Origin of the sequence: Flavobacterium sp. MFBS3-15 (genome assembly GCF_026107645.2) — a bacterium.
Lineage (GTDB): Bacteria > Bacteroidota > Bacteroidia > Flavobacteriales > Flavobacteriaceae > Flavobacterium.
This window is the reverse complement of sequence record NZ_JAPCHV010000025.1, coordinates 1-24,478: the sequence shown is the minus strand read 5'-3', so window position 1 is coordinate 24,478 and position 24,478 is coordinate 1. Positions and strand designations below refer to the sequence as shown.

General features: G+C 46.0%; 24 protein-coding genes. 12 read left to right on the top strand and 12 right to left on the bottom strand.

Annotation, left to right across the window (positions count from 1 at the left end):
• Positions 1-59 precede the first annotated feature (59 nt).
• Entirely contained in the window at positions 60-1,901 is a 1,842-nt protein-coding gene (rho, locus tag OGH69_RS17275) for a transcription termination factor Rho (RefSeq protein ID WP_265175749.1), read from the bottom strand.
• 187 nt (positions 1,902-2,088) lie between these two features.
• On the opposite strand from rho, the gene OGH69_RS17270 reads away from it, so the two are divergent.
• The 5 genes from OGH69_RS17270 to OGH69_RS17250 all read left to right on the top strand — a co-directional run bounded on the left by OGH69_RS17270 (position 2,089) and on the right by OGH69_RS17250 (position 5,216).
• Positions 2,089-2,511, top strand: a complete 423-nt coding sequence (locus tag OGH69_RS17270; RefSeq protein ID WP_265175748.1) for a DUF4293 domain-containing protein — start codon at positions 2,089-2,091, stop codon at positions 2,509-2,511.
• Between the two features lie 114 nt (positions 2,512-2,625).
• Positions 2,626-3,255 carry a transthyretin-like family protein gene (locus tag OGH69_RS17265; protein ID WP_265175747.1) on the top strand — a complete coding sequence of 210 codons (630 nt, stop codon included), beginning with the start codon at positions 2,626-2,628 and terminating at the stop codon, positions 3,253-3,255.
• Between the two features lies 1 nt (position 3,256).
• A complete protein-coding gene (locus OGH69_RS17260; protein WP_265175746.1) occupies positions 3,257-3,865 on the top strand; it encodes a hypothetical protein in 609 nt (202 codons plus the stop codon).
• A 17-nt stretch (positions 3,866-3,882) separates the two neighbouring features.
• The gene (locus OGH69_RS17255) at positions 3,883-4,584 is read left to right on the top strand and encodes a hypothetical protein (RefSeq protein WP_265175745.1); all 702 of its coding nucleotides are present in this window, start codon (positions 3,883-3,885) and stop codon (positions 4,582-4,584) included.
• 2 nt (positions 4,585-4,586) lie between these two features.
• On the top strand, positions 4,587-5,216 hold the full coding sequence (locus tag OGH69_RS17250; protein ID WP_265175744.1) for a porin family protein: 630 nt from the start codon (positions 4,587-4,589) through the stop codon (positions 5,214-5,216).
• Here OGH69_RS17250 and OGH69_RS17245 read toward each other — a convergent pair.
• The 4 genes from OGH69_RS17245 to OGH69_RS17230 form a co-directional block, all read right to left on the bottom strand.
• Entirely contained in the window at positions 5,213-5,710 is a 498-nt protein-coding gene (locus OGH69_RS17245; RefSeq protein ID WP_265175743.1) for a metallophosphoesterase family protein, read from the bottom strand. The genes OGH69_RS17250 and OGH69_RS17245 overlap by 4 nt on opposite strands.
• Positions 5,711-5,760: 50 nt before the next feature.
• The gene (locus tag OGH69_RS17240) at positions 5,761-5,928 is read right to left on the bottom strand and encodes a hypothetical protein (protein ID WP_265175742.1); all 168 of its coding nucleotides are present in this window, start codon (positions 5,926-5,928) and stop codon (positions 5,761-5,763) included.
• A 142-nt stretch (positions 5,929-6,070) separates the two neighbouring features.
• Positions 6,071-6,937, bottom strand: a complete 867-nt coding sequence (locus OGH69_RS17235; RefSeq protein WP_265175741.1) for a bestrophin family protein — start codon at positions 6,935-6,937, stop codon at positions 6,071-6,073.
• An 84-nt stretch (positions 6,938-7,021) separates the two neighbouring features.
• Positions 7,022-7,345 (bottom strand): hypothetical protein, encoded by a 324-nt coding sequence (locus tag OGH69_RS17230; RefSeq protein WP_265175740.1) that lies wholly within the window; start codon positions 7,343-7,345, stop codon positions 7,022-7,024.
• Positions 7,346-7,499: 154 nt separating this feature from the next.
• Between OGH69_RS17230 and OGH69_RS17225 the strand changes: the two genes are divergently transcribed.
• Positions 7,500-7,850, top strand: a complete 351-nt coding sequence (locus OGH69_RS17225) for a hypothetical protein (RefSeq protein ID WP_265175739.1) — start codon at positions 7,500-7,502, stop codon at positions 7,848-7,850.
• Between the two features lie 86 nt (positions 7,851-7,936).
• On the opposite strand, the gene OGH69_RS17220 is transcribed toward OGH69_RS17225, so the two are convergent.
• Entirely contained in the window at positions 7,937-9,718 is a 1,782-nt protein-coding gene (locus OGH69_RS17220) for an AMP-dependent synthetase/ligase (protein WP_265175738.1), read from the bottom strand.
• Positions 9,719-9,855: 137 nt separating this feature from the next.
• Here OGH69_RS17220 and OGH69_RS17215 point away from each other — a divergent pair, with 137 nt between their 5' ends.
• Together OGH69_RS17215 and OGH69_RS17210 are read left to right on the top strand one after the other, a co-directional pair.
• On the top strand, positions 9,856-11,781 hold the full coding sequence (locus OGH69_RS17215) for an LTA synthase family protein (RefSeq protein WP_265175737.1): 1,926 nt from the start codon (positions 9,856-9,858) through the stop codon (positions 11,779-11,781).
• Positions 11,778-12,359 carry a dual specificity protein phosphatase family protein gene (locus tag OGH69_RS17210; RefSeq protein WP_265175736.1) on the top strand — a complete coding sequence of 194 codons (582 nt, stop codon included), beginning with the start codon at positions 11,778-11,780 and terminating at the stop codon, positions 12,357-12,359. Before OGH69_RS17215 ends, OGH69_RS17210 begins: the two co-directional genes overlap by 4 nt.
• Positions 12,360-12,363: 4 nt before the next feature.
• On the opposite strand, the gene OGH69_RS17205 is transcribed toward OGH69_RS17210, so the two are convergent.
• The 4 genes from OGH69_RS17205 to OGH69_RS17190 all read right to left on the bottom strand — a co-directional run bounded on the left by OGH69_RS17205 (position 12,364) and on the right by OGH69_RS17190 (position 15,617).
• Entirely contained in the window at positions 12,364-13,470 is a 1,107-nt protein-coding gene (locus tag OGH69_RS17205) for a hypothetical protein (protein WP_265175735.1), read from the bottom strand.
• Positions 13,471-13,543: 73 nt separating this feature from the next.
• Complete coding sequence (locus OGH69_RS17200; protein WP_265175734.1) at positions 13,544-14,395, bottom strand: hypothetical protein; 852 nt, start codon at positions 14,393-14,395, stop codon at positions 13,544-13,546.
• Positions 14,396-14,466: 71 nt separating this feature from the next.
• Positions 14,467-15,381, bottom strand: a complete 915-nt coding sequence (locus OGH69_RS17195; RefSeq protein ID WP_265175733.1) for an alpha/beta fold hydrolase — start codon at positions 15,379-15,381, stop codon at positions 14,467-14,469.
• Positions 15,382-15,431: 50 nt separating this feature from the next.
• A complete protein-coding gene (locus tag OGH69_RS17190) occupies positions 15,432-15,617 on the bottom strand; it encodes a hypothetical protein (protein WP_265175732.1) in 186 nt (61 codons plus the stop codon).
• 118 nt (positions 15,618-15,735) lie between these two features.
• Here OGH69_RS17190 and OGH69_RS17185 point away from each other — a divergent pair, with 118 nt between their 5' ends.
• The 4 genes from OGH69_RS17185 to OGH69_RS17170 all read left to right on the top strand — a co-directional run bounded on the left by OGH69_RS17185 (position 15,736) and on the right by OGH69_RS17170 (position 18,969).
• Complete coding sequence (locus OGH69_RS17185) at positions 15,736-16,029, top strand: hypothetical protein (RefSeq protein ID WP_265175731.1); 294 nt, start codon at positions 15,736-15,738, stop codon at positions 16,027-16,029.
• Between the two features lie 9 nt (positions 16,030-16,038).
• Entirely contained in the window at positions 16,039-16,530 is a 492-nt protein-coding gene (locus OGH69_RS17180; protein ID WP_265175730.1) for a zinc-ribbon domain-containing protein, read from the top strand.
• A gap of 12 nt (positions 16,531-16,542) precedes the next feature.
• Positions 16,543-17,025, top strand: coding sequence for a hypothetical protein (locus OGH69_RS17175; RefSeq protein WP_265175729.1), 483 nt, complete (start codon positions 16,543-16,545; stop codon positions 17,023-17,025).
• A 417-nt stretch (positions 17,026-17,442) separates the two neighbouring features.
• Complete coding sequence (locus tag OGH69_RS17170) at positions 17,443-18,969, top strand: T9SS type A sorting domain-containing protein (RefSeq protein ID WP_265175728.1); 1,527 nt, start codon at positions 17,443-17,445, stop codon at positions 18,967-18,969.
• A gap of 378 nt (positions 18,970-19,347) precedes the next feature.
• Here OGH69_RS17170 and OGH69_RS17165 read toward each other — a convergent pair whose 3' ends face one another.
• Entirely contained in the window at positions 19,348-20,115 is a 768-nt protein-coding gene (locus OGH69_RS17165) for a hypothetical protein (RefSeq protein WP_265175727.1), read from the bottom strand.
• Positions 20,116-20,206: 91 nt separating this feature from the next.
• On the bottom strand, positions 20,207-23,863 hold the full coding sequence (gene purL, locus OGH69_RS17160; protein WP_265175726.1) for a phosphoribosylformylglycinamidine synthase: 3,657 nt from the start codon (positions 23,861-23,863) through the stop codon (positions 20,207-20,209).
• Between the last annotated feature and the right edge of the window lie 615 nt (positions 23,864-24,478).

Here is a 24,478-nt window from a genome sequence, read left to right as displayed (position 1 = left end):
TTTTTGCGTTTTATAGATCAGTCTCAGGCGCTAAGCATCTTAGCGGCTAAACACCTTTTTTATCCATCATTCATAGAGATAAGGAACTCCTCATTGTTCCTCGTCTTCTTAAAGCGGTCATTAATGAAGTCCATAGCCTCTACAGGGTTCATGTCGGAAAGGTACTTCCTCATGATCCACATGCGCTGTATCGTCTTGGTATCAAGAAGGAGGTCGTCGCGGCGTGTACTGGACGACGTAAGGTCAATAGCCGGGAAGATACGCCTGTTGGCAATCTTCCTGTCGAGCTGTAGTTCCATGTTGCCCGTACCCTTGAATTCCTCAAAGATTACCTCGTCCATTTTAGAGCCTGTATCGGTAAGCGCCGTAGCGATGATACTAAGCGATCCGCCGCCTTCAATGTTACGTGCCGCCCCGAAAAAGCGTTTCGGCTTCTGCAATGCATTGGCATCCACACCACCACTCAACACCTTACCCGATGCTGGCTGTACCGTGTTGTATGCTCTGGCAAGTCGTGTAATGGAATCCAGCAGGATAACCACATCGTGGCCGCACTCTACAAGGCGCTTGGCTTTTTCGAGCACAATGTTTGCGACTTTTACGTGACGGTCGGCAGGCTCGTCAAAAGTTGAGGCGATAACCTCTCCCCTTACGCTTCGCTGCATGTCGGTAACCTCTTCCGGCCTTTCGTCAATAAGCAGTACGATGAGATACACTTCGGGATGATTGGCGGCAATAGAGTTGGCTATATCCTTCAGCAACATGGTTTTACCTGTTTTGGGCTGTGCCACAATCATACCCCTCTGGCCTTTGCCAATAGGGGAGAACAGGTCGATGATCCTGGTAGATATGGTGCTTTGCTTATCAGCAAGGTTGAATTTTTCTTCAGGGAAAAGTGGTGTAAGGTGCTCGAATGACACCCTGTCGCGAACTACCTGCGGGTCGTGGCCGTTAATTTTGTTCACTTTTACAAGCGGGAAGTACTTTTCGCCTTCTTTTGGCGGGCGTACCACTCCTTTTACCGTATCACCCGTCTTTAGGCCGAAAAGGCGTACCTGTGAGTTGGAAAGGTAAATATCGTCAGGGGAGGCAAGGTAGTTATAGTCGGAAGAGCGGAGGAAACCGTAGCCGTCAGGCATCATTTCAAGTACGCCTTCACTTTCTATTATACCGTCAAACTCATAATCGGGTTCGCGGAAGTTTTGTTTTTTTTGTTGGGGTTGTACCGCGGCAGCTTCAGCGCTTTGGTGCGGCTGTTGCGGTTGCTGCATCTTTTCTTTATTACCCTTATAGCTCGGGTGGTTAGGATTATTGGAGTTGGCACGTTCTATTTGCGCGAGCCTCTCTTCTTCAGTAAGTACCCTTTTTACCTTTTGGGCAGGGTTGGCCTGCCTTGTCTGGTTTTGATTAGCGGGTTGGGCATTTTGCCTTCTATCGTTATTTTGTGGCTGTGATGTAGGTTGTGCTTCTGCTTCAGGCTCTGCCTGAACGGCACTTTCGGCCTTGTCAGCGGTCTCGCGGGGTACTTTGGTTATACGCGGTTTTACAGGCTGCTCAGTTTTACTTTGTTCGGGTTCTGCTTTAACTGCCGTTGCAGGTTCGGCTGCCGGGGTTTCCTTAGCAGGAACGGGAGCAGGTTTAGCTTCCTCTGCGCCCGTATTTTTTGTTATGCGCTGGCGTTTTGCCTTATCTGCAGGTTTTGCGGAATTTTCGTTTGCCGCTTCAGGGGCGTTATCTTCAAAAAGTGGTTTTATTACGGCCGGATTTGCAGCCTGGTGGTCTAAAATCTGGTAAACAAGTTCTTCTTTTTTTAAACCTCTGTATTTGTTAATCTTTGCTTTTTTTGCAATTTCCTGAAGCTCAGGAAGCTTCATTTCTTTCAATTCGGAAATATCAAACATGAATGATTTTTCTAGGTTAAATTAAATATCGTAACTCAAAATGGAATAAGGGAATCTAGTTTGGGAGAAGCATACTTCGCAGAATGAAGTACTTGTGCTTTTGTACTGCAATATTACAAATTTATTTTTACTGCACAATAGTATTTTTTAAAAAGAAAACATATTTTTGTGCTGCGATTACACCAGTATGATACAAAGAATACAAACTATATACCTTATTATTGCATTCATAGCAACAGGCGTTCTGCCTTTCGTTTTCCCATTATGGACTACAAAGAACGGCGAACACTACTATTTTATAAGGAATCTGGCCTATGTGGCTTTGTTTGGACTTAGCACAACGCTGAGCGTAATAAGTATACTGACGTACAAAAAAAGGAAAAACCAGTTTGTCATGGGCAGGCTGAACATAATATTAAATTTAATTTTATTAGGGTTATTTATATACCAGTCACTAAATCTATCCGGAGAAACCGACCCCGCGTTGGAGGTTTCAGAGAAGGGTATTGGGGTCATCCTCCCTATTGTTTCTATCGTTTTTTTGAGCCTTGCCAATAAGGCCATCAAGAAGGATGAAGATCTCGTAAAATCTGTGGACAGGTTAAGGTAAACCTTTTAACTTAGTTTATTAGTGCGTAAGAATCCCGCTCCGGCGGGATTTTTTATTTTATGTTCCCAAGCAACCATTATTGTTTTTCTGTATCTTTCCTGTAAAACCAACTGCATGAAAACAACACTACCTGCAATGCTCATAGCATTTCTTTTATGTGCCTGTGGTATCGAATATGATGGGGCTACTAAAATGATTTTTGAAGGACGGATTACTGGCCCCGACGGTGCTCCCTTATCCGGAATCAGAGTGAGCACCAACTTATCCAACGGCAATGACCGTGATGAGATAAGCTATGACCATACTGACAGCAACGGATATTACCTGATGATTTTTCCAAAAGCAGAAGACCGTGTTACCATTTGGGTGGAAATAAATGATGTCGAAGTTTCGGAAACATTTTCACGCTCCGAAATTGTAAATATCAGTTTTGACCAGGCGGAGGACTATAAAATTGACTTCGGTACTACCAGCTTATACGATGAAACCAATTCCGTTTCACTGCAGATCAATACCAATTCCGTTTTTCCCGTAAAAATTGGCCTTACAGGTTTAGTAGCGGATAACTGGATTGATAACAATTTTCCTGTCGTCCCGCAGGATCCTTCGTGGCCTTTGAACCATACCAATTATACAGTCGCCCCAAACCAGGTTGTGCTGCTCAGATACCTTTTGCAGGACGGAAGCTTGCACGAGCGGGACATTATCATAGGGAATGAGGATGTAATTTATACCCTTGAATAATATGAAGACTATATTTTTTATCTTATTATTATTCCTTGGAACCGTAGGTCATGCCCAGGATACACTTATGAAGCCTATGTTGCGTAAAAAGCCGGAAGCAAGGAATGAATACATAAGCATTTACAGGATATTTCCAAACGGGATTGGCAACAACGTATTGGCAAAAGCCCACAACGGGCAAGGGGCTGTTGGTGTAACAGTTACTTTTTATGAGCACAATATGCTTCATGTACAAGGTTTATATGAATTCATGCAATATGAAGTGACCGACAGGTCGCTTGCTGCCAATGTGCAGTATACCAACCTGGCAAATTACGGAGTCCAGGGATTGTACAAAATTCCTATAGTGAATAAGGTAGACCTGAACCCTAAATTTTCTGTGACTTATATGACGCTGCACCAGCGCGATAACCGTTCGAGTTATGGAAAGCAGGAGGGATACGGGTTCTCGGCAGGCTTTGATACCGATTTCAGGATTGCGGGCGGGTTCAGGGTATTTGCAGGGCTTGGCTATGCATGGTCTTTTCCCAAAACGCATACCAATGAAGAGTATAAATCCTTTTTTGGTTCTTTGCAGCAACTGAATATACAGCTTGGCATAAAATTTTGATTTAAAAATTAGGTACAATGAAGAAAACATACTTCCTTTTAATTTTTACTCTGTTACTTTTCTCATGTGATGGCCTCGAATATAGCGGAGAGACAAAATATGTATTTGAGGGGCGGCTATCAGACCGTAACGGCCAACCCCTTGAAGATATATTGGTAAGCGTACACGTTAGCAAGAATGGATCACCAGGTGCTATTGGCCTGCCGGGAGATTCGGGCGACTACGACCTTATTTCCTATGTGCGATCCGATAGTAATGGCCATTACAGGATGGTTTTCCCAAAGCCTACCAACCAGGACAACATTACATTGGGCATAAATACTGATACTGAAGATGCACGGCCAGATCAGAATTTATCCAGCATTTATGTGACCAATATTCAAAATACCGACCTTGAAGATTACATTGTCGATTTTGGGGAGCGCAGGCTTTACAGCATAAGTGACACCACAACACTTACGGTGACCTTTACAAATGCGTCATTTAGCCTTGAAGCCGTCCCTTTAGGATTGATAAATAACGCCATTGAAGTGTATAATGCTTCTACCCATCAACTTTACCCGGCTAATTATGATGATGACACAATAACCTCTACTTTTCAGGTTGCGCGTAATCAGTCACTTATTTTACGTTACAGCATTAGCGGCGCTTTTGGCACCATTGAAGAAATCCCAATAACAATAGGGAATGAACCGTTAAACCAAACCATAAACCTGTAATCATGAAGCAGTTTATTTATATAGCATTGATGGCAACTTCTTTAACTGCTTTTGGACAAGAATGGAACATGGCACCCCTGGAAAAAAATAATGAAAATGAGAAAAGTGCTTTTGACGTAAAGCAGGAATACATTCGGCTCTATCTTACAGCACCGGGCAGCTTTGGGGATAATGTCCTGGCGAAGGCCAACAAAGGTAAGATTGGCGCAGGTTTAATGGTGACTTTCTTTTCGTTCAGCCAAAAGCACCACATTTGCGGAGGGATTGATTTTGCGGCTTATACAGTGGAAGATGTATCGCTTGCAGGAAATGTAGAACAGAGTAACATAAGCAATTTTTACCTTGCCTATATGTATAGGATGCCATTGGGCAAAAAGATGTCGCTCAACCCAAAGATTTCTGTAGGATCGATTACAATTGACCAAAGAAAAGATGGCGATAGTTACGGCAAGCAGCAAGGTGTTGGTTACGGAGCGGGGATGGATATTGACTATGCATTCACCGAACATACCAGGATTTTTCTGGGCCTGAATTATACATTGCTCAAACCTGAGACCCACACAATTCCCGAATTGGAATCTTTTTATGATACCCTTCACCAACTTAACATCACTTTCGGTGTAAAATTCTAAAACCTCTGTCCAATCTCTACAACCTCAAGGTTTTGTATCTTGTCACCGTCAATTTCAAATCGCAGCATGGTGCGCACTTTGTGCAGGCCGCTGATGCCCGCTGCGCCAGGATTCATGTGCAATAAGTTAAGCTTGTTGTCGAACTGTACTTTTAGGATGTGTGAGTGCCCGCAAATAAACAGCTTTGGCGGATTTTGGTTAAGTTCTTCGCGCACTGCAGGATTGTATTTTCCGGGATATCCGCCAATGTGTGTGATCCATACATCCACACCTTCGCAAAAGAAACGGTTGTTGAGAGGGAATTCCATACGTGCCTCATTACCATCGATATTGCCAAACACAGCACGCAAGGTTTTTTCAGCCTTAATGGCATCGGTCACGGCAAGGTTGCCGATATCACCGGCGTGCCATACTTCATCGACCTGTCTTACATATTTCAGGATCGTATAGTCAATATGGCTATGGGTATCAGAAAGGAGGAGGATTTTTTTCATAAGTCAAAGTTAGCAAAAGCCCAGTAATCCCAAAGAATATTCCCCTAACGCTACTTATTCCTCCCTGTCCTGCTGTCTTCTGCATTCCATTCATCTGTGCTGTTGTGGCGGTCGCGCTCATCGTCGCGGATTATCTCTCCCGATTGTGTATAATGCGCATTGTTGTTTACATTATCATCGGCACTTGTGCTACCCGGCATTTTTTTTACGTGTTCCATGTTCTTCATTTTTTAATGAAGGTAAGGATTTTTGAAAATCAACACTGTTAAGGACGACTTAAAGGTACATAAGAGCGGATTTAAGGTGACACTCCATATGAAAAAAGGGTATAAGCCGTGAGAAAAAATGATATATCAGGGGCTAATAAATGAGCTCCTCAACATTTTTCCGGATATTTTCGGCAATTTTTTCCAGCGGGAGGTCGTTGGGGTCGGTGCCGAACGGGTCCTCGATCTCCTCAGCAATAAGCTCGAGGCTTGCCAGCACATAAAATACGAACACGACTACCGGTATGACAAAGTACCCCAATTGGAATACATACCCGAACGGCAGCGTCATAACGTAGAAGAATATGAATTTCTTGATGAACGCGCTATACGAGTAGGGTATGGGAGTGTTCTTGATGCGCTCGCAGGCCCCGCATATGTCAAGGAAGGAGCGCAGCTCGTCGTTGATGATGATAAGCTGGTCGCCGGTCAGCTTGCCATCCTTATACATTTCGTCTACCCGTGCCATTATGGTCTTTACGATCTGGTTGGGCTTATGTTTGTAATGATCTGATGGAAGTGTGGCATCATCAAACAGTTCGTGGCTTATGTCGGCATTCTTCAGGTGCAGGTTAAGCACGGAGGCAAAGGCCGGTATCAGCTTTTTCATGATCTCTTTATCGGCAGGCTCTTTAAGCATTACGGCCATCTTTATGGCAAGGTTACGGCTGTTATTAACGAGAGCCCCCCATTGCTTGCGGCCTTCCCACCAGCGGTCGTAGGCCGTATTGGTGCGGAATACGAGGAGCAATGAGATTACAAACCCCAGCATGGTGTGCATTACGGTGATGTTCTTTACATGGCTGGTTTCCGATAGCCTCCAGTATTCGATTTCGAGCCAGGCAATCCCGGCAGAATACAGCCCGATGCCAATCATTATCGGAATGAGTTTTCTAAACGTATCACCTTTGTGGAAGTTGAATATGAACGAAAACCACTCTTTAGGGTTGTAGGATATCATCGTTATTTTTTCCGCAAAGTAAATAAAAAAGTCAAAAGTCGAAAAGCTAAAAAGTCAAAAGGTCGAAAGCCTCATGCCCGGCCACTATTTCTTTGCCGGTTCCCATTCGGGGTTCACCAACACCAGCTGCGTGCCTTTGGACTGCTGCTTTTTCTTTTTAGCTCCTTTGTTTTCGTCTTTTATCTTTACCTTTTTCAGCTCTCCGGTAACGGTTACCAGCTTGTCAAGGTATTGTTCCTCCCAATGGTCGAGGCCGTCAACATAATAGGGTGTACCCGTGTCATCGAGCACTACGGCGCCGGCTTTGGCATTGGTTGCAATGCCCGTTACCCTAATCCTCTCCTGTGTGTCGGCTGCTGAATTTATGAGCAGGCCTGCTGAAAATAATATATACAGTAGTAGTTTCATGATATGCTAAACGTTTAAAAACTCTAAATTAGTGTAAAGGGCAAAAAATATTTTCAAAATAATTTTAATAAGAAAAATGGTAAATTAATTATTAAATAAATATTCACATATTAATTTTTTTTGTAAATTCACTATAAGTATTTAAAAAATTCACATGATGGAAAATTACTTTGTTGTGCTGCAGCTCCCTGAAAGGGGATTTGAATTAGCGTCCAATACTAAGGATTCTAAGAATTTTTGGAACAAGGCCGTTTCGGCAATAGGCCGGGGTAAGGCCAAAATTGTGAGCCGCCGTAGCGATACGGGAGTTTCTGAAGACCTTGCCAGTCACATTGAGAAGAAAAAAAAGCGCAAAACCTATGTGCTTTTAAACCTGCGCCTCCGCAAACGGGAAGGCCAGTCTTCCATACTCAAAAAGGCGGCACGGTGCCTTATCGGAAAGAATAAGGCAATCATAATTGACGCTACAGATAAATTTAGCCTCATCACAGCGGATGCTGCGTGAATACCGTCATTGCTCGTACCTCTTCGCGATGGTATAACGTAATGGATACGTACAAAAAAACTCCCCATCCGGGGAGTTTCTATTTTCTATCGTTCACCTTCCCTGTATATCTTGTCATACAGCGCCTGGTATTTTTCTTTAATGGCTTTTCGCTTGAGCTTGAGGGTAGGGGTCATTTCGCCACCGTCTACCGACCACAAATCCGGCGTGATCTCAAATTTTTTCACCTGTTCCCAGTGCCCGAACTTTTTGTTAACCTCATCAATCTCTTCCTTGATGCGGTCTTTTACTTCCTTGCTTTCGGCAATGGCCTTGTTGTCTGAAAGGGACAATCCCTTGCGCGATGCCCATTGCTTTACGAATTCAAAGTCAGGCTGTACAAAGGCAGCCGGCATTTTCTCGCCATCGCCTATCACCATGATCTGCTCGATGAAGCGCGACTGCTTCATGGCATTCTCTATCAGCTGGGGTGCGATGTACTTGCCGCCCGATGTCTTGAACATCTCTTTCTTCCTGTCGGTGATTTTCAGGAAGCCGTCCTTGTCGATAATGCCGATGTCGCCCGTATGGAAGTAGCCGTCTTTCAGTACTTCGTCGGTCTTTTCCTGATCATTAAGGTAGCCGATCATCACGTTAGGCCCTTTGCACAGTATCTCGCCATCTTCGGCAATTTTTACTTCAACGCCCCTTAGCGGCCTGCCTACGGTACCTATCCTGAAACCGCCGTTGCGCTCGTCGTTCACGGCAATAACCGGCGAGGTCTCGGTAAGCCCGTAGCCTTCCATAACCGGTATGCCTGCTGCCGCAAACACCCGTGCCAGCCTTGGCTGTATGGCCGCGCTGCCCGATACCATGAGCCCTAGGTTGCCGCCAAGACCCGCTTTCCATTTCGAGAAGATGAGCTTTCGGGCTACCCACAGCTTGAAACCGTACCATGGCCCATTAGCACCATACGGTTCATATTCGAGCCCCACTTCAACTGCCCAAAAGAACAGTTTGCGCTTAATTCCGGTAAGGTCGGCACCCTTGGCAATGATCTTGTCATACACTTTTTCAAGCAGCCTTGGTACGGCGGTAATTACGAAAGGTTTCACTTCCTTAATGTTGTCGCTCACCTTTTCTATCGACTCGGCAAAGTACGTAGATACGCCGAAGTACTGGTACAGGTACAGTATCATCCGCTCATAGATGTGGCAGATGGGAAGGAAGCTCAGCGCACGGCTGTTGCCGGATTCGAATGGAACCCTTTCTGCGCTCATTAATACGTCCGAGACGATGTTCCTGTGCGAAAGCATTACGCCTTTCGGCCTTCCGGTAGTACCGGACGTGTAGATTACTGTAGCCAGTTCATCCTCGGTAATGCTGTCTTTGATGCTGTCCACTTCGCCCTGGTTGGAAGCATCCTTACCCAGTTCCAGTATTTCGTTCCAGCTTTTGCAGCCGGATACGCTATTGAAGGAATAGATTTCCTTTAGCCCGGGCACTTTGTCGCGTATCGACATTATTTTGTCATACAGTTCCTGGTCGGAGACGATGCAATATTTCGACTCGGAATGGTTGAGGATATATTCATAATCTTCTTCCGATATGGTAGGGTACACCGGTACGTTTTGTGCGCCGGTCTGCAATGTGCCTATATCAACAATATGCCATTCGGTTCGGTTGTTGGAAGATATTACGGCAATCCTGTCGTTTTTCTTCACGCCCATGCGTAGCAGCCCCCGCGAAAACGCATTGGCCTTGTCTACATACTCCTGTGTGGAGGTTTTTACCCACTCGTCGCCATACTTGGTAACCAGTGCGTCGGGCAGGCTGTATTTTTCCAGCTGGTAATATGGGAAGTCAAATAAACGCTTTATGTCTTGCATGTGATTTATATGTTTGTACCCTGCAAATTATGAAAAAAATGGATATTAAAATTCAAATAGGTAAATTAATAAGGATTAAAATGCTAAAATCCTTAATTTAGCGACTTCTTAATTTCGTGTTAAATCCTACGTTTCAAATGAATAACACTTTCAGGCTGCAGGAATACAAAGCGCTTTTATACCGGCTGTTCCTTGCATATTTTTTCTATTTTATAGTCAGGCTGTTATTTTTCCTTTATAATTATGAACTGCTGAAGGTAGATTCGGTGGGCGATTACCTTTCGCTTTATTACCATGGGCTGGCTTTTGATACTACTGCGATATTGTACACCAACCTGCTCTTTATCCTGTTTTCGGTCCTGCCGTTGGCCATCAATACGCGCAAAGGCTACCAAACCTTCCTGATGTGGCTGTACTTCATCACGAACCTGATTGCGTACGCTACCAACTTTGGCGATTTCATTTACTACAGGTACATCTATGCACGCACTACCGTAGCCGTTATCGATGTGATAAAGAACGAAGACCAGGCCAACCTGTTAGGGCGTTTCCTGGTGAGCTACTGGCATGTGTTCCTGCTGTTCTTTGTAACAGCATTTGCATGGGTATGGCTGTATAAAAGGGTGAGGGTTAAGCCCGAAGGGATGCCCGCCTACAAGCTCAAATATTTCGGGCTTTCTGCGGTGGCTTTCATCATTACAGGTCTTATGGTAGTTGGCGGCATCCGTGGCGATTTTAAAAAGAGCACACGCCCCATAAACATCATCGATGCCAACCGCCACGTAGAGAAACCCGAGCATGCCGATGTGGTGCTCAATACACCCTTTGCCATCATCAGGACCATTGGCAAAACAAGCTTCAAAAAAGTGCACTTTGTAGATGAAAGTGTCGTGGAGCAAAATTTCCACCCGATAAAGCACTATGCCAACAACCCGAAGACCACGCCGAACATCGTGCTCATCATTACCGAGAGCCTTGGCCGTGAGTATTGGGGCTGCATGAATAAAAACCGCAACATTCCCGGATTTGTAAGCTATACCCCATTCCTCGATTCACTGGCGCAGCACAGCCTCATTTTTGATAACAGCTATGCCAACGGCAGCAAGTCGATACACGGGATGTCGTCTATATTAGCGGGCATTCCGTCGTTTAAGGATGCCTTTACCTCATCGCCTTACCCGAAGCAGAAGATACAGTCGCTGGTGTCCACACTGGAGGAGATGGGATACGATACCTCATTCTTCCACGGTGCCCCGAACGGGTCGATGGGCTTCCAGGGCTTTGGCAACATATTGGGCTTTGACCATTATTACGGCAAAACCGAATATAACAACGATGCCGACTTCGATGGTTCGTGGGGCATTTGGGACGAACCGTTCCTGCAGTTCATGAAAACCACGCTTGACAAAAAGCAGCAGCCGTTCTTTGGCACGGTTTTTACAGTATCGTCGCACGAGCCGTATGTGGTGCCCGATAAGTATAAAGGCAAGTTCCCGAAAGGGACGGTGCCGATTCACCAGACGGTGGGCTACACGGATTATTCCTTCAAAAAGTTCTTTGAAGCGGCCAAAAAATCGCCGTGGTACAGCAATACCATTTTCATCATTACGGCCGACCACGGCAACCAGATTGCGTACGACGAATACCGCAAAGTACTCAACCGCCACGCCACGCCGATACTGATATTCAAACCGGATGGCAGCCTGAAAGGTGTGGACAGCTCGCTCAGCCAGCAGATCGACATCTATCCGACTGTGCTGGACCTCATTGGCTACGACAAGCCGTTCCTGAGCTGGGGCAGGAGCCTGGTGGGCGACAAGCAGGTACAGCCATATGTGATAAGTTTTAACGGAAACAGGTATTTATTCCAGCGGGGTAACTATATTTGTGCTTTCGATGGCAGCAAAGCCATTGGTTTTTACGATATTAACGACAAAGGTTTGGAGAAAAACCTCATCGATAAGAAGAATAGGGAAATGGCAGAAGCCGAGATAGCCTGCAAGGCGTTTTTGCAAGATTATTTCGAAAGGATAATGGACAAAAAATTATATTATAAAAAATGATAAAGAAGATTCTGATCGTAGTAGGTGTGATTGTCCTCATTGGTGTGGGCAAGTATGTGTATGACGTGAACATCGACCATAACTTTGAGCCGGTGGTAGAGGGCAAAGTGTACCGTTCGGGTACCATACCGCCCGACGAGCTGCCGGATTATATCAAAAAATACAACATCAAGAGCGTTGTCGACCTGCGCAGGCCGGGTACCAAAGACCTTGTGAATAACCCTGAGGTAAGCCCTGAGCTGCTTGCCGAAAAAAAAGCCGTTGAAAGCGTTCCGGGCACGAACTATTTCGACGTAGGCTCTGAGCAGATCCCGGACCAGGCAGTGCTTGACAAGTACTTTGCCGTAATGGACAACCCGGATAACTATCCCGTGCTGGTACACTGCTACCACGGTGAGGGGAGGGCGCCGCTGTTTGGGGCCATCTACAAGATAGAATATGAAGGCACCGACAACGAGCAGGCCCGCAAGGAAGCCCGCTGGTTCGCCGACCTGTGCGTATTCAATGCCGAAAAATCAAAAGGGAAATACCTGTTGGAGTATAAGACAAGGAAACAGAAGGAAGCTGGCAAGAGGTAGCTTATTATTTTAATTCGCTTCCTAACGACAGACTAAGCAGCTTAAATCCCTCTTCTGTCTTCAGGAAAGTAAAACTTTTTTGGGTTTCATAGTGTCCTTTATAATTTATATAAATTTCCATCAACGGATATCGTGCAACATCTAATTCGCCACAGTTGTCCCGGTAATGGTCAAACTGACTATCCATTCTATCAGGACACAATATATTGTCATCAACTTCTATCGAATATTCAAAACTTTTATCGTTTGTCGAATTTAAAATTTCTGCAATAACATCAAAGTTATTATTTATAAATTCACGGCTGTCTTCAGATACCCATCCTTCCGGGCTAGAGTGGATCAGTTCTGGCCAGGAATGTTCGATAAGCTTATTGTGGCTGATGTTTTTAATGATCTCTTCCAACAGGAATTTCTCAAACAGCTTTTTATTATTGGTAAAAGAATAATAGTTTCCGTCGATACCCTCGAAGCTGACCCTTGTTTCATCAGTGCTTTCTTCTGTAGAAACCTGCATAGAATGGTAATCGATTTCTTCGCCAGGTTTAAAATTTTCAATTAATATTTCATTGTTTGTATTGATAAGGTAATAAATACCGCCGTCATAGTACCAGTGGTCGCAATCGCTGTGGTCATGCTTCATATGTACCTTTTCGGCACCAGCCAAAGCTACCGCAATACCATTTTTAAATTTGGACATGGCATTGTAAACAGCAGGGATTGCAACCTTTCCATTTTTACCAAACATGCCCACTTTGTCATTTTTACGATCATGGAATTTTATAAAGCCCTCGCTTTCGCAATCAAATGAAAAGTCGAATACGAAAAGGCTGTCCTTGCCAAATTTAGTACCATCTTTCAGGAGGTAGTAGCTGTCCCATTTGCCATCTGTCTCCTCTGTAACTGCTATAAGGTCATCAAACCGGGTTGCCATGGTAAACCCAGTAAATTTCGGTTCGATCTTCACGTTGCCAATTCCATCTTTAAATCCCCGCAATGATCCCTGAAGCGACTCGCCCTGAACTTTTTCATCGAATGAATACCAGGTACCCGGCTTCTGTGGAAAAGCAATGGCAAAAATCAATAATGCAGTAATTGTAACTAATTGCTTCATGTCAATCTCTTTTTGGCTAAAATAATTATTTTAGAACTTCCTTCAAACGCAAAACATTGAACCCTGCACCAGTTTACCACCCCGTTATAAGTAACTTCCTCGCCGCCTTTTCTCCACATTTCTGGTGGGTGTTGTACGCTTTTGCCGCACGGCTGCGTACCTGCTCGTTGCTTTCGCCGGCAAGATAGCCCGTAATGGCATCGTGGACGGTATAGGCCTCGGGAGCCATCAGGTGTGACGTCCACACCAGCGGGTTTACGTTGGCATCCTTTAGGTGCGGCCCGAAATACATCTTGCTGTAGCACGCCAGTATAATGACATCCCTTTTCATGTTGTCGATGTTTTTAAAAGTTTCAGCCAATTCAAAATCCATCAGCCCGTCGTGGCCGATGTAGCCTAAAAGCTGTGCATTCCCGCCAATGCCGATAGTTTTGTCATCAACGGTAATGGCATCTTTGCGGTTGCCGGCACTGTTGCTCAGGAAGTCCTGGGTGCATTGTTTTATGTATTGCCCGTCATACGCATCGGCAACCAGGTATTGGTTGGGTTTGGTGGCGTGCTTAAAAACGATGCGCTCCAGTATGTGCCCGCCGGGTTTGGCCGACTTAAGGAACTTCCATTCTTTGCTCTTCTTAAAATAAGTGCGTATGCCGTAGCCGCATCCCCAGTACAGGTTGGTATTGGGGTCCTGGCCATTGCCAATGCCTTTCGGAACCGGGACGATGCCCTGGTATTTGTTGTCGCACAATGCCACGAAAATGTGGATGGTTTTGGTAAGCGTGTCGTAAGGTACGGGTTGTCCTGCCAGGGCTTTTTTCGGGGTGGCTGAAGCAAGCGTTTTTTTGTGAGCCTCATCTTTCCTGCACCCGAATGAAATAATGATTACAGCCGCGGCAAAAGCTGTTTTAAACCTGTTGAAAGCCATAGTTGATGTGTTTATTATCCAACGCAGCCTCAATCCTTAATATTGCAATGCGAACTTTTTATACCATTCTCTTATTTACTCAGGCAGCGCTGATACAATTCACGCAATTCCCCTGCTACAAGTTCCGGGTCCTGGTGGTGTATGCCGTGACTGTAGCCGGGCAGGAGTATCAAACGGCTTTCACGGTTATGGGCTATCATGTCAGCATAATGGGCAATTCGTATTTTATCATATTCCTTCCACCAGGGTAAAATATTAATGCCAAGGTTTAAGTCCTTATTCATTTGCTCTTCGTTGTATTCTACCTTCTTGGCATACGATATGAATAGGGTTACAGGTATGTCTTTTAGCGGCTGCAGGTTACGGTATTCCCTGAAAAAAACCGCCGTCATATTGGCTAATGTCCTTTTTGCTTCATTCCTTACGCCTGCATCAGGATTACTATCGCCAGACATTTGCCCGAACATTGCCTTCATAACTTCTATGTAGCCTGTTTTGCTGTTGCTTGCTTTTTTAGCGGCTTCATCTTCTGCGGTTGTAAGCATAAAATCGGTCGGGTCGCTAAACAGCAGTCCGCAAACTTCCTCCGGATAAGTGGCGGCATAAAGCCTGATGTAAGGGCCGCCCAGTGAATGCCCCACCAGTAGATAAGGCGGCGGTATTGTGGCAGCAGCCAACAGGTTATGGAGCTGTACCACCACATCGGTATCGGTTTTTACATTGGGGTCGATGGCCGACTCGCCGAGGCCGTTGCGGTCATAAATGAAATAAGGAATGTCCGGCAGGAGCTGTGTCAACGGGGCAAAGCTGCCGCCACCCGATCCAAACCCCGCTTCGTACACTATGATCGGGGATCCGGGTTTCCTTTTTTCAGGCGAAGAGGTTTTAAAGGCTAATTTGGTTTTGCCGATTGTAGCAAATTGCGTTTGCTGTGCGAATGCCGTAACGGAAAGCATGCAGCAAATGAGTAATGCGCTGATTTTCATGATTGATGATTTGATTGATGATGCTGCAAATTAAGATTTTTTCCAATAGGTCAGCGCACCATCGAAAAAAATAAAAACACAATCAGCACCACAATCACAAATACAGCCCTGAAGGTGTACATGCGGCTGTTGCGTGAAGTGTCCTGCCGCCACAGGTTTTTCCTGCTCTGTTTTACCGAAAGCAGCAGTGTCAGGAGAAATATAATGCCGAGAAGCGGAAGATATTTGTATAACATAGGCTGAAGTAGCTGCAAATGTACTATTTTTAATGGCTATAATTTATTTCAAATCTAAATAACCTTTTTTGTCAGAATTTACATATTTTTACATTGCCTGCTTAAACCTTACACCTGAATGAAAAACTGTGAATGCTGTGACAATCTGCTTACAGATACTGCAACTTTTTGCAACGTATGCCATACCCACGTGGGCGAAGCCGCTCCCAGGCCGGGTTTTGAACCGGAAAAATATTCCGAATACTATGGCTTCATCATAGCGGGCTTCGTGATTTTATTATTGCTATTTGCATGGATAATGCCAAAAATAGTCGATATGAATGGCGAAGTGATGCAGGCCGTCGGTTATATTATGGGAGGCATTAGCGTAATTTCCCTGATCATGAAACTTCTCACTAAAAAATCAAGATAAATAAAAGCCATGAAAACCTGTATCAAGTGCGGCCACGCCATTTCTGAAAATACTGAATATTGCCCGTCATGCGGTGCCGACCAGCGTTTTGCCAAAAGCCTCCCTGAACGAAAGGACGATACTTTTCTTAAAGTACTGTGCATACTCACCATAACCGGTGCGTCCATAAGCCTGCTTTCGGCTGCCCTTACGATGGGAGAAATCGCTATTGACAATGTTTTCAGAATCCTGCAGATCCTCGCGGTGCTGGTAGCCATAGGCAAAATGACAGGCGCCATACTGATGCTGCAAAAGCGGCTGACGGGCCTGTACATATACACTGTAGCAGCAGTAACCAACATCGGACTTTCCGCCTGGACGGCCTTTGGGATGGCAAGCATTGCCACTACCGAGTCACTGCCCGAAGGCTTACTTGTTTTATCTTTTATATTTGCCCTTGCCATCTCTGTGGCTTTCCTGGTAATGTACTGGCTGAAAGTGAACAGGGGACAGCTGTCTTAAAAATTACCGCTTATGAAAGTATGCCACCGTTGCAACGCTACCCTTGAAAATGAAACCAATTTTTGCCCTGTTTGCGGAGCCGACCAGCGTTTCGGCAGCAGGGAAAAAGAGAGCAGCACACTGTTGATGGTGCTGTGCATCCTGACGGTTATCGGGTCGGTATTCCAAATGTTCCGCGGGATGTTGTATGAAATGGTAGCCAATGCCGATAATAATAACGAATATATCCGCGGATGGATTTATTCAATTACCGCCGTTGTGACCATCATCGGCGCCATAATGATGTTCCAAAAACAGCTGAAAGGGCTGTATGTATATACCGCAGGGCAGGCCATCTACCTCCTTACGTGCTTTTGGGCCACATCGGTTTACCTGGACGATGTTACTGACAGCGACCGCATATTGGTATGGATCATTTCTTCTATATTTATCATCCCGGCCATCATTTTCCTGATATTGTTTTGGATGGATGACTGCAAAAGGGTGTTGAGGTAATTAAGGAATGAATGTAGATTTTCAGTGCTCGGCTATGGTGGAGTTTGTTGGTTTCGGGTAAGCTACCCGCAGAGTCATTGCGAGGAGGGACGACGAAGCAATCTTTAAGGAGCGAACGGTTTGGGCTTTTTCAGCAATCGTAATTCGTGCTTCTCGCTCTATCAGCGCCGAAAAAGGCGCGGGATGCCGCTGCATTCAGGGCCCAAAGTGTAGAGATGGAGTGCGTTTGGAACGTTGGACTAGACGTTTGTTATTTGAGAGACTCGAAACGATCTGTGATGTTGAAGGGAGGTATTTTGTGAATAAACTTGATTTTACTAACCATGCAGTCAATTTTATAAAATTTCAGAAAAATATTGTTAGAATTGTTTCTAAAAAATCAATAAGTTAGTGGCGTTAAAAAAACCAATAAAGAATATGAAAAAAATTGTACTTACGGGCATGATGCTCTTTTCCCTTTTTGCGTTTGCACAAAACCCGGGTTCCCTGGACACTTCTTTCGGGACAGGCGGTAAAGTAGTAACCTCGATAAACACCGGTGCTGACAAGGCATATTCAACTGCGTTGCAGTCCGATGGCAAAATACTGGTTGCCGGACTTACTACAAGCGGTGCAACCGGGAAGGATTTCGCAATTGTACGTTACAATGCAGACGGTTCCCTTGATGCCAATTTCGGTACAAACGGTATTGTAACTACCGACCTTCAGGGCGGCAGCGATGATGTTGCTTATAGCATGGCGCTTCAGGCCGACGGAAAGATCATACTTGCGGGCTACAGCGACGATGGCTCGCAAAAAAAGGCGGCACTGGTGCGCTATACTTCTACCGGTGCTGTTGATACAGATTTTGGGACTAACGGTAAGGTTTACACTTCGTTTGAAGGCACGCTAGCAAGCGAGATCAAAGTAATAAAAATCCATACGGCTACGGGAAACCTTGTGGTTGGTGGTAATGCTGCTGTAAGTTCTACAAAGGCGAAACCGGTTGTAGCGCGTTATACGGCTGCAGGCATGTTGGATACCAATTTTAATACAACCGGCATAAAACCCCTTTGGCTTAGCACAAACGACCAACAATACCTGATGACGATAGAAGATATTGCCGTGCAAACCAACGGAAAGATATCGGCCGTGGGATGGCTTGATTTCCCGAGCCTGCCCTGGGACAGCGATTACAGGTTGTACAGGATTAACAGCAACGGCTCTATGGACACTACCTTCTCAACCGATGGTGAAAATACGCTCAATGGTACCTTCAACGGGCATGACAGGGCTTACGGCCTGGTACTGAAAGATGATAATAGTATGGTAGTCGCGGGTGGCGGTTATGTAACCGACCTGAACTATTCAATGACCCTGTTCGAAATGACCCCTGCAGGTGCGGCAGCCGGGACTTCCAGCCAGGAAAACATTGCTTATGCAGAATTGAACGATGCGATTGCTTATGACGTTGAATTTGACGTTAATGGTAAATTTGTAATGGCCGGTTCAAACGGAATGGCTACAGCAAAGACTTTTGCCATATCGCGGGTTAATGCCGATTATACCATCGACAATTCATTTGATACCGATGGCAAGGTGACCACAACGTTTGGTGCCAATACGATGAACGAAGCTTTTGATGCTGTTATCCAGCCCGACAACAAGATTGTGGCAGTAGGGTATACCGGTAACGACTTTGCCGTTGCCCGTTATTTAGGGACAGCCGCGACAAACAGTGTTGCTGATTTTGGTAAAAATGCCATCAGCCTGAGTCCGAACCCTGCTAACAATATATTGAACATTTCAGTAGAGGAGTTGGGAGCTTACACGATATACGACATGAATGGCCGCCCCGTACTGAAAAGCGCAGCAGCGTCTATCAACATCGGCAGCCTGCAGTCAGGCATGTACATACTGAAAATGGATGCGACAGGCGCTTCGGCCAAATTCGTAAAAATGTAATTCCGGATTAGATGATAAGGGAAACACCTGTAGCAATGCAGGTGTTTTTTTATTTTTGGAGTGAATGGTTTTGACTTTTGTTGGGATGAGTAAGCTACACGCACTGTCATCGCGAGGAGGAACGACGAAGCAATCTTCATATTGGCCGAACGGGATCATGGACTCTTCAGGCTAGCGCGAGCATCTTGCTCGTGCCGGTAATGTCTGGCTTAGCCCTGCCTGCACGAGCTTGAAGCTCGCGCGAGCGGGGGAACGACGAAGCAATCTTTACACTTCACAACAGCTGTGTCTTGCTTGTGCCGATGAAAATGGGCTTACTCCTGCCTGCACGAGCTGGAAGCTCGCGCTAGCAAGGTGAAATGTATTGTTCAAATCTTATTATCCAACGATTATCGCTACATTGTCATCTTCTTCAAGTTTGATTTTTTTGAGATTTTCGCAGTAGAAGTTCCTCTGCCAAATGTCACCTGAATATATACCTCTTGTATTATTTGGATCAAAATTTTTAAACCCATCTTTGTCTATGATTGCCTGTTCAATATAATGTTTGAAGTTAGTCGTTGCAATATCTTTTATTTTTTCATCTGTAACACTATTTATGTTATGTTGAATTTGTTCATAATCTCCGTAATCATCATTTTCTTTCTCATGTACGAGGATCAAGCTATAAAAGTAAAGCATATAATCGAGCATAGTATAAAATTCTTCTGCTGTCAAATTATGAGTATTACGTTTCTGTCCTTCAAAATCGTTGTAACAGTAATACATAAAATCACCAAACGGAAACAGGAAAGAATGATTATTGTCCCTGAATTCTTCTATTAATTCAAAACCGAAGTTTTTTAAAATTGGCAGGACATCATCATCGTACCAGCTATAGTGAAGATATTCTTTAAAATATGATGTATGTATCCATCCTATAATGTCATCAATTTCTTCTTCAGTCAGACTGTTAGGGTCGGAATCGATTTTTGTTATAATAGTTGTGAAATCAAGTTTAAAATAATCTCTTCTTCCGAGTACTTCATTACTGTGTAATACATATTGTTGAAATGAAATGAAACTTCCCTCTTCGACTTTAAAATCAGGAATTCTTGACTTTAAAAGGGTTTTGTTCATTTTTACAAAGTAAACATCAGTTGACATAGTGCCTTAATTTTTTCAAATATAATAAAAAAACGCCCCCATTCCTGAGAGCGTTTCCTATATCGAATAAACAAATCAACCTATCAACAAATCAACGGTTTTCCAACCATAAACGTGCATTCACAAACGCCTCATGCCACGGGCTCACCTCATCCTTCCTGCCTTCAGGGTAGTAGGCCCAGTTCCATTGAAACATCGAGCGCTCAATGTGCGGCATCATTACTAAGTGGCGGCCGTCGTTGCTGGCCATCATGGCAATGTCGAAGTGCGAGCCGTTCGGGTTGGCCGGGTAGCCGTTGTAGGCATACTTGGCAACCACATCGTAACGGTCTTCGGAGTAAGGGAGGTCGAATTTCCCTTCGCCGTGCGATATCCATACGCCCAGTGTGCTTCCCGCAAGGGTTGACAGCATCACCGAACTGTTTTCCTGCACTGTTACCGAGGTGAAGCCGCTCTCGTGCTTACGGCTGTCGTTGTGCAGCATGCGCGGCTTCTGCTCGTGGTCAGGGTTAATGAGGCCCAACTCGATGAACAGCTGGCACCCGTTGCATATCCCCACCGACAATGTATCGTCACGCTTAAAGAAGTTCTCAAGCGCTGTCTTAGCCTTTTCATTATACAGGAACGCGCCTGCCCATCCTTTGGCTGACCCTAGTACATCCGAGTTCGAGAAACCACCCACCGCACCGATGAACTGGATGTCCTCGAGTGTCTCACGGCCTGAGATGAGGTCGGTCATGTGTACGTCCTTTACGTCAAAGCCGGCAAGGTACATGGCGTTCGCCATCTCACGCTCTGAGTTCGAACCCTTCTCACGGATGATTGCCGCTTTCGGCCTTTTGATGTTGCCGGGGGTGAGGACTTTTCCGGTAAAGTGAGCCGGAAACTCATACACCAATGGCTGGCTCTTATAGTTGTTGTAACGCTCAGTCGCTTTCTCTTTCCCGCTTTGCTTTTGGTCAAGCAGGTATGAGGTCTTGAACCACGTATCACGTGTTTTGGTAATGTCAAATTCAAGTGAGGTATCCCCGTTCTTCACGGTAACGGTATTACCTTCTTTCGGCTGGCCTATTTTGGTGAATGCCACGCCTTGTGCAGCCAGTTCTGCCTCAACCGAAGCATCTGCCTGTATCACGATGGCAATGTTCTCGGCAAAAAGGGCTTTTACGGTATCGGCCTCGCCCAGTCCGGTAAGGTCGTACTCCGCGCCAAGGTTCACTTCGGCAAAGCTCATCTCCAGCAGGGTAGTAATAAGCCCACCGCTTCCGATGTCGTGGCCTGCCGCTATTTTTCCTGCTTTTATTAAGTCCTGTATAACGTTGAAAGTATTTTTAAACGAAGCCGCATCTTTTATGCCCGGTACTTCATTACCCACTTTATTCAGCACCTGGTTGAATGACGAACCGCCCAGTTGGTAAGCATCCCCCGAAAGGTTGATGTGGTAAATGTTTCCGCCATTGCGCTTCAGAACCGGCTCCACCACTTTGGTGATGTCGTTGCAGTTGCCCGCCGCCGATATGATCACCGTTCCCGGCGCAATCACGTCGCCATCAGGGTATTTCTGCTTCATCGAAAGCGAGTCCTTACCCGTAGGGATGTTGATGCCCAGTTCAATGGCGAACTCCGAACAGCCCTGCACGGCCTCGTACAGCCTTGCATCCTCGCCCTCGTTCTTGCATGCCCACATCCAGTTAGCCGACAGCGATACGCTTTTCAGGCCGTCCTTCATCGGTGCCCAGATGATGTTGCTCAACGCTTCGCCAATGGCAGTGCGGCTGCCCGCAACAGGATCTACCAGCGCGGCAATAGGGGAGTGGCCTATGGTCGTTGCAACGCCTTCTTTCCCGGCATAGTCCAGCGCCATAACGCCTACGTTATTCAATGGTAATTGCAGTGGCCCGGCACATTGCTGCTTGGCGACTTTTCCACCCACGCAGCGGTCTACCTTGTTGGTAAGCCAGTCCTTACAGGCTACGGCTTCCAATTGCAGCACCCGGTCAAGGTACTCATGTATTTTTTCCTGCGAATACTCCGGTGCGCTGTAGATTGCGGCAACCGTTTTATCCGTCATTATCGTTTTTGGCGAACTGCCGAACATGTCTTCGAGGGCAAAATCCATCGGTTTTACACCCGTGGTGGCCGACTCAAAAGTAAACCTATGGTCGCCTGTTACATCGCCCACTTCATACATCGGCGAACGCTCACGGTCGGCAATGCGCTTCAGGGTGTCGATGTCCTTTTGGCCGATCACAAGGCCCATGCGCTCCTGCGATTCGTTGCCTATGATCTCTTTTGCCGAAAGTGTAGGGTCGCCCACCGGCAGCTTGTCAAGGTCTATTTTTCCGCCCGTTTCCTCCACGAGTTCGCTAAGGCAGTTCAGGTGCCCGCCCGCGCCATGGTCGTGAATCGAAACGATGGGGTTGCTGTCGCTCTCTACCAGTCCGCGAACGGCATTAGCAGCGCGTTTCTGCATTTCGGGGTTGGAGCGCTGTATGGCATTCAGCTCAATACCGCTGCTGAACTCACCTGTATCAGCCGATGAAACGGCTGCGCCGCCCATCCCGATGCGGTAGTTCTCACCACCAAGTATTACGACTTTATCGCCGGTTTGCGGCTTTTGTTTTTTCGATTGGTTTTCTTTCCCATAACCGATGCCCCCTGCAAGCATGATCACTTTGTCGAAGCCCAGTTTGCGGGCGTCCTCTTCGTGTTCAAAGGTCAATACAGAACCCGTAATAAGCGGCTGCCCGAACTTGTTCCCAAAGTCAGAGGCACCGTTAGATGCTTTTATCAGGATGTCCATCGGGGTTTGGTAGAGCCACTTGCGCTCGTCCATACCGTTTTCCCAGGGGCGGTTCTCTTCAAGGCGCGAGTAGGACGTCATGTACACGGCTGTTCCCGCTAGCGGAAGCGAACCCTGCCCACCCGCAAGCCTGTCACGGATCTCACCGCCCGAACCCGTCGCGGCACCGTTGAAAGGTTCTACCGTGGTGGGAAAGTTATGGGTCTCGGCTTTGATGGATATCACCGAATCAAATTCTTTTATCTCGTAGAAATCAGGCTTGTCGGCGCTCTTTGGCGCAAACTGCTCCACGCGCGGCCCTTTAATGAACGCCACATTATCCTTGTAGGCCGAAACGATGTCGTTCGGGTTTTCCTGGGACGTTTTCTTGATCATTTTGAAAAGCGACGAAGGTTTCTCCTCACCGTCTATCACGAACGTGCCGTTGAATATCTTGTGGCGGCAATGCTCGCTGTTCACCTGGCTGAATCCAAACACTTCCGAGTCGGTCAGGTTACGGCCCAGCTTTATCGCAAGGTTGCGCAGGTAATCCACTTCCTCGGCATTTAAGGCGAGCCCTTCACTGTCATTATAGGCGGCAATGTCGGTTACCTCGAGTATAGGCTCCGGCGTTATGTTGATGGTAAAAATATCCTGCGTAAGCCCGTTGTATTTCTGCGAAAGCATCGGGTCGAACTTAGCATCGGCTTCCTCCGTTTTCTCAAATTCCTCAATGCGGATGATGCCCTGAATGCCCATGTTCTGGGTAATTTCCACGGCATTGGTGCTCCACGGGGTGATCATGGTGGCACGGGGCCCAACAAAAAAATCCGTCAGTGCGGATTTTTCTATTTTATGTGCGTTGCCAAAAAGCCAGTTTAATTTTGATGTGTCTTCTGCCGAAAGTTCGCCTTGCGCCTGTACCGCAAAAACCGTATTGGTCTGGTTTCCGAAGAAATGGATCATTGTGTCGTCGTGTTGTAGTTGTGAGGTGCAAAATTAGGCAATTGTTACCAAAGTGACAAGATAATATTTTGCATGAATTTGGAACGCGGATGACGTGATTCTGTGTCATTTCGACCGTAGCTTGCGGAGTGGAGAAATCTCATTTTCTGTCCTGTAATATGAAAAGGGACTGGGATGACACGAATTCTCTCCGCATCGTCATCGCGAGCCTGCCTGCCGGCAAAGGCAGGGCACGAAGCGATCTTTCCCTGTAAACTGAAAACTGCGACTGCGACTGAAAACTTCTTTTGGGCGTGCCGCTCCACTGCGTTACGCGTCGGGCTATCCGCTGCAAGCTTTATTCCGCAAGCTCCATAAAGGCTTTCCACTACTATCCCTCACGCGAGCTTCACCCGGATGGCACGCTCTGCAAAGTCTCCCGACTTTGCGGAAGCGATGGCATGTCTCTGACATGCAAACAAAAGGTCGGAGACCTTTCAACACCTCCACAAAGTCGGGAGACTTTGCCTTTACTTTGAAGTGTGATATAAATTGATTAATTTTCAAAGGAGAGCAGAGGTGAACTACAGACTTTGCTAGTTGTAATAACTATGTTCCGCATTAGTCCTCTGCCTG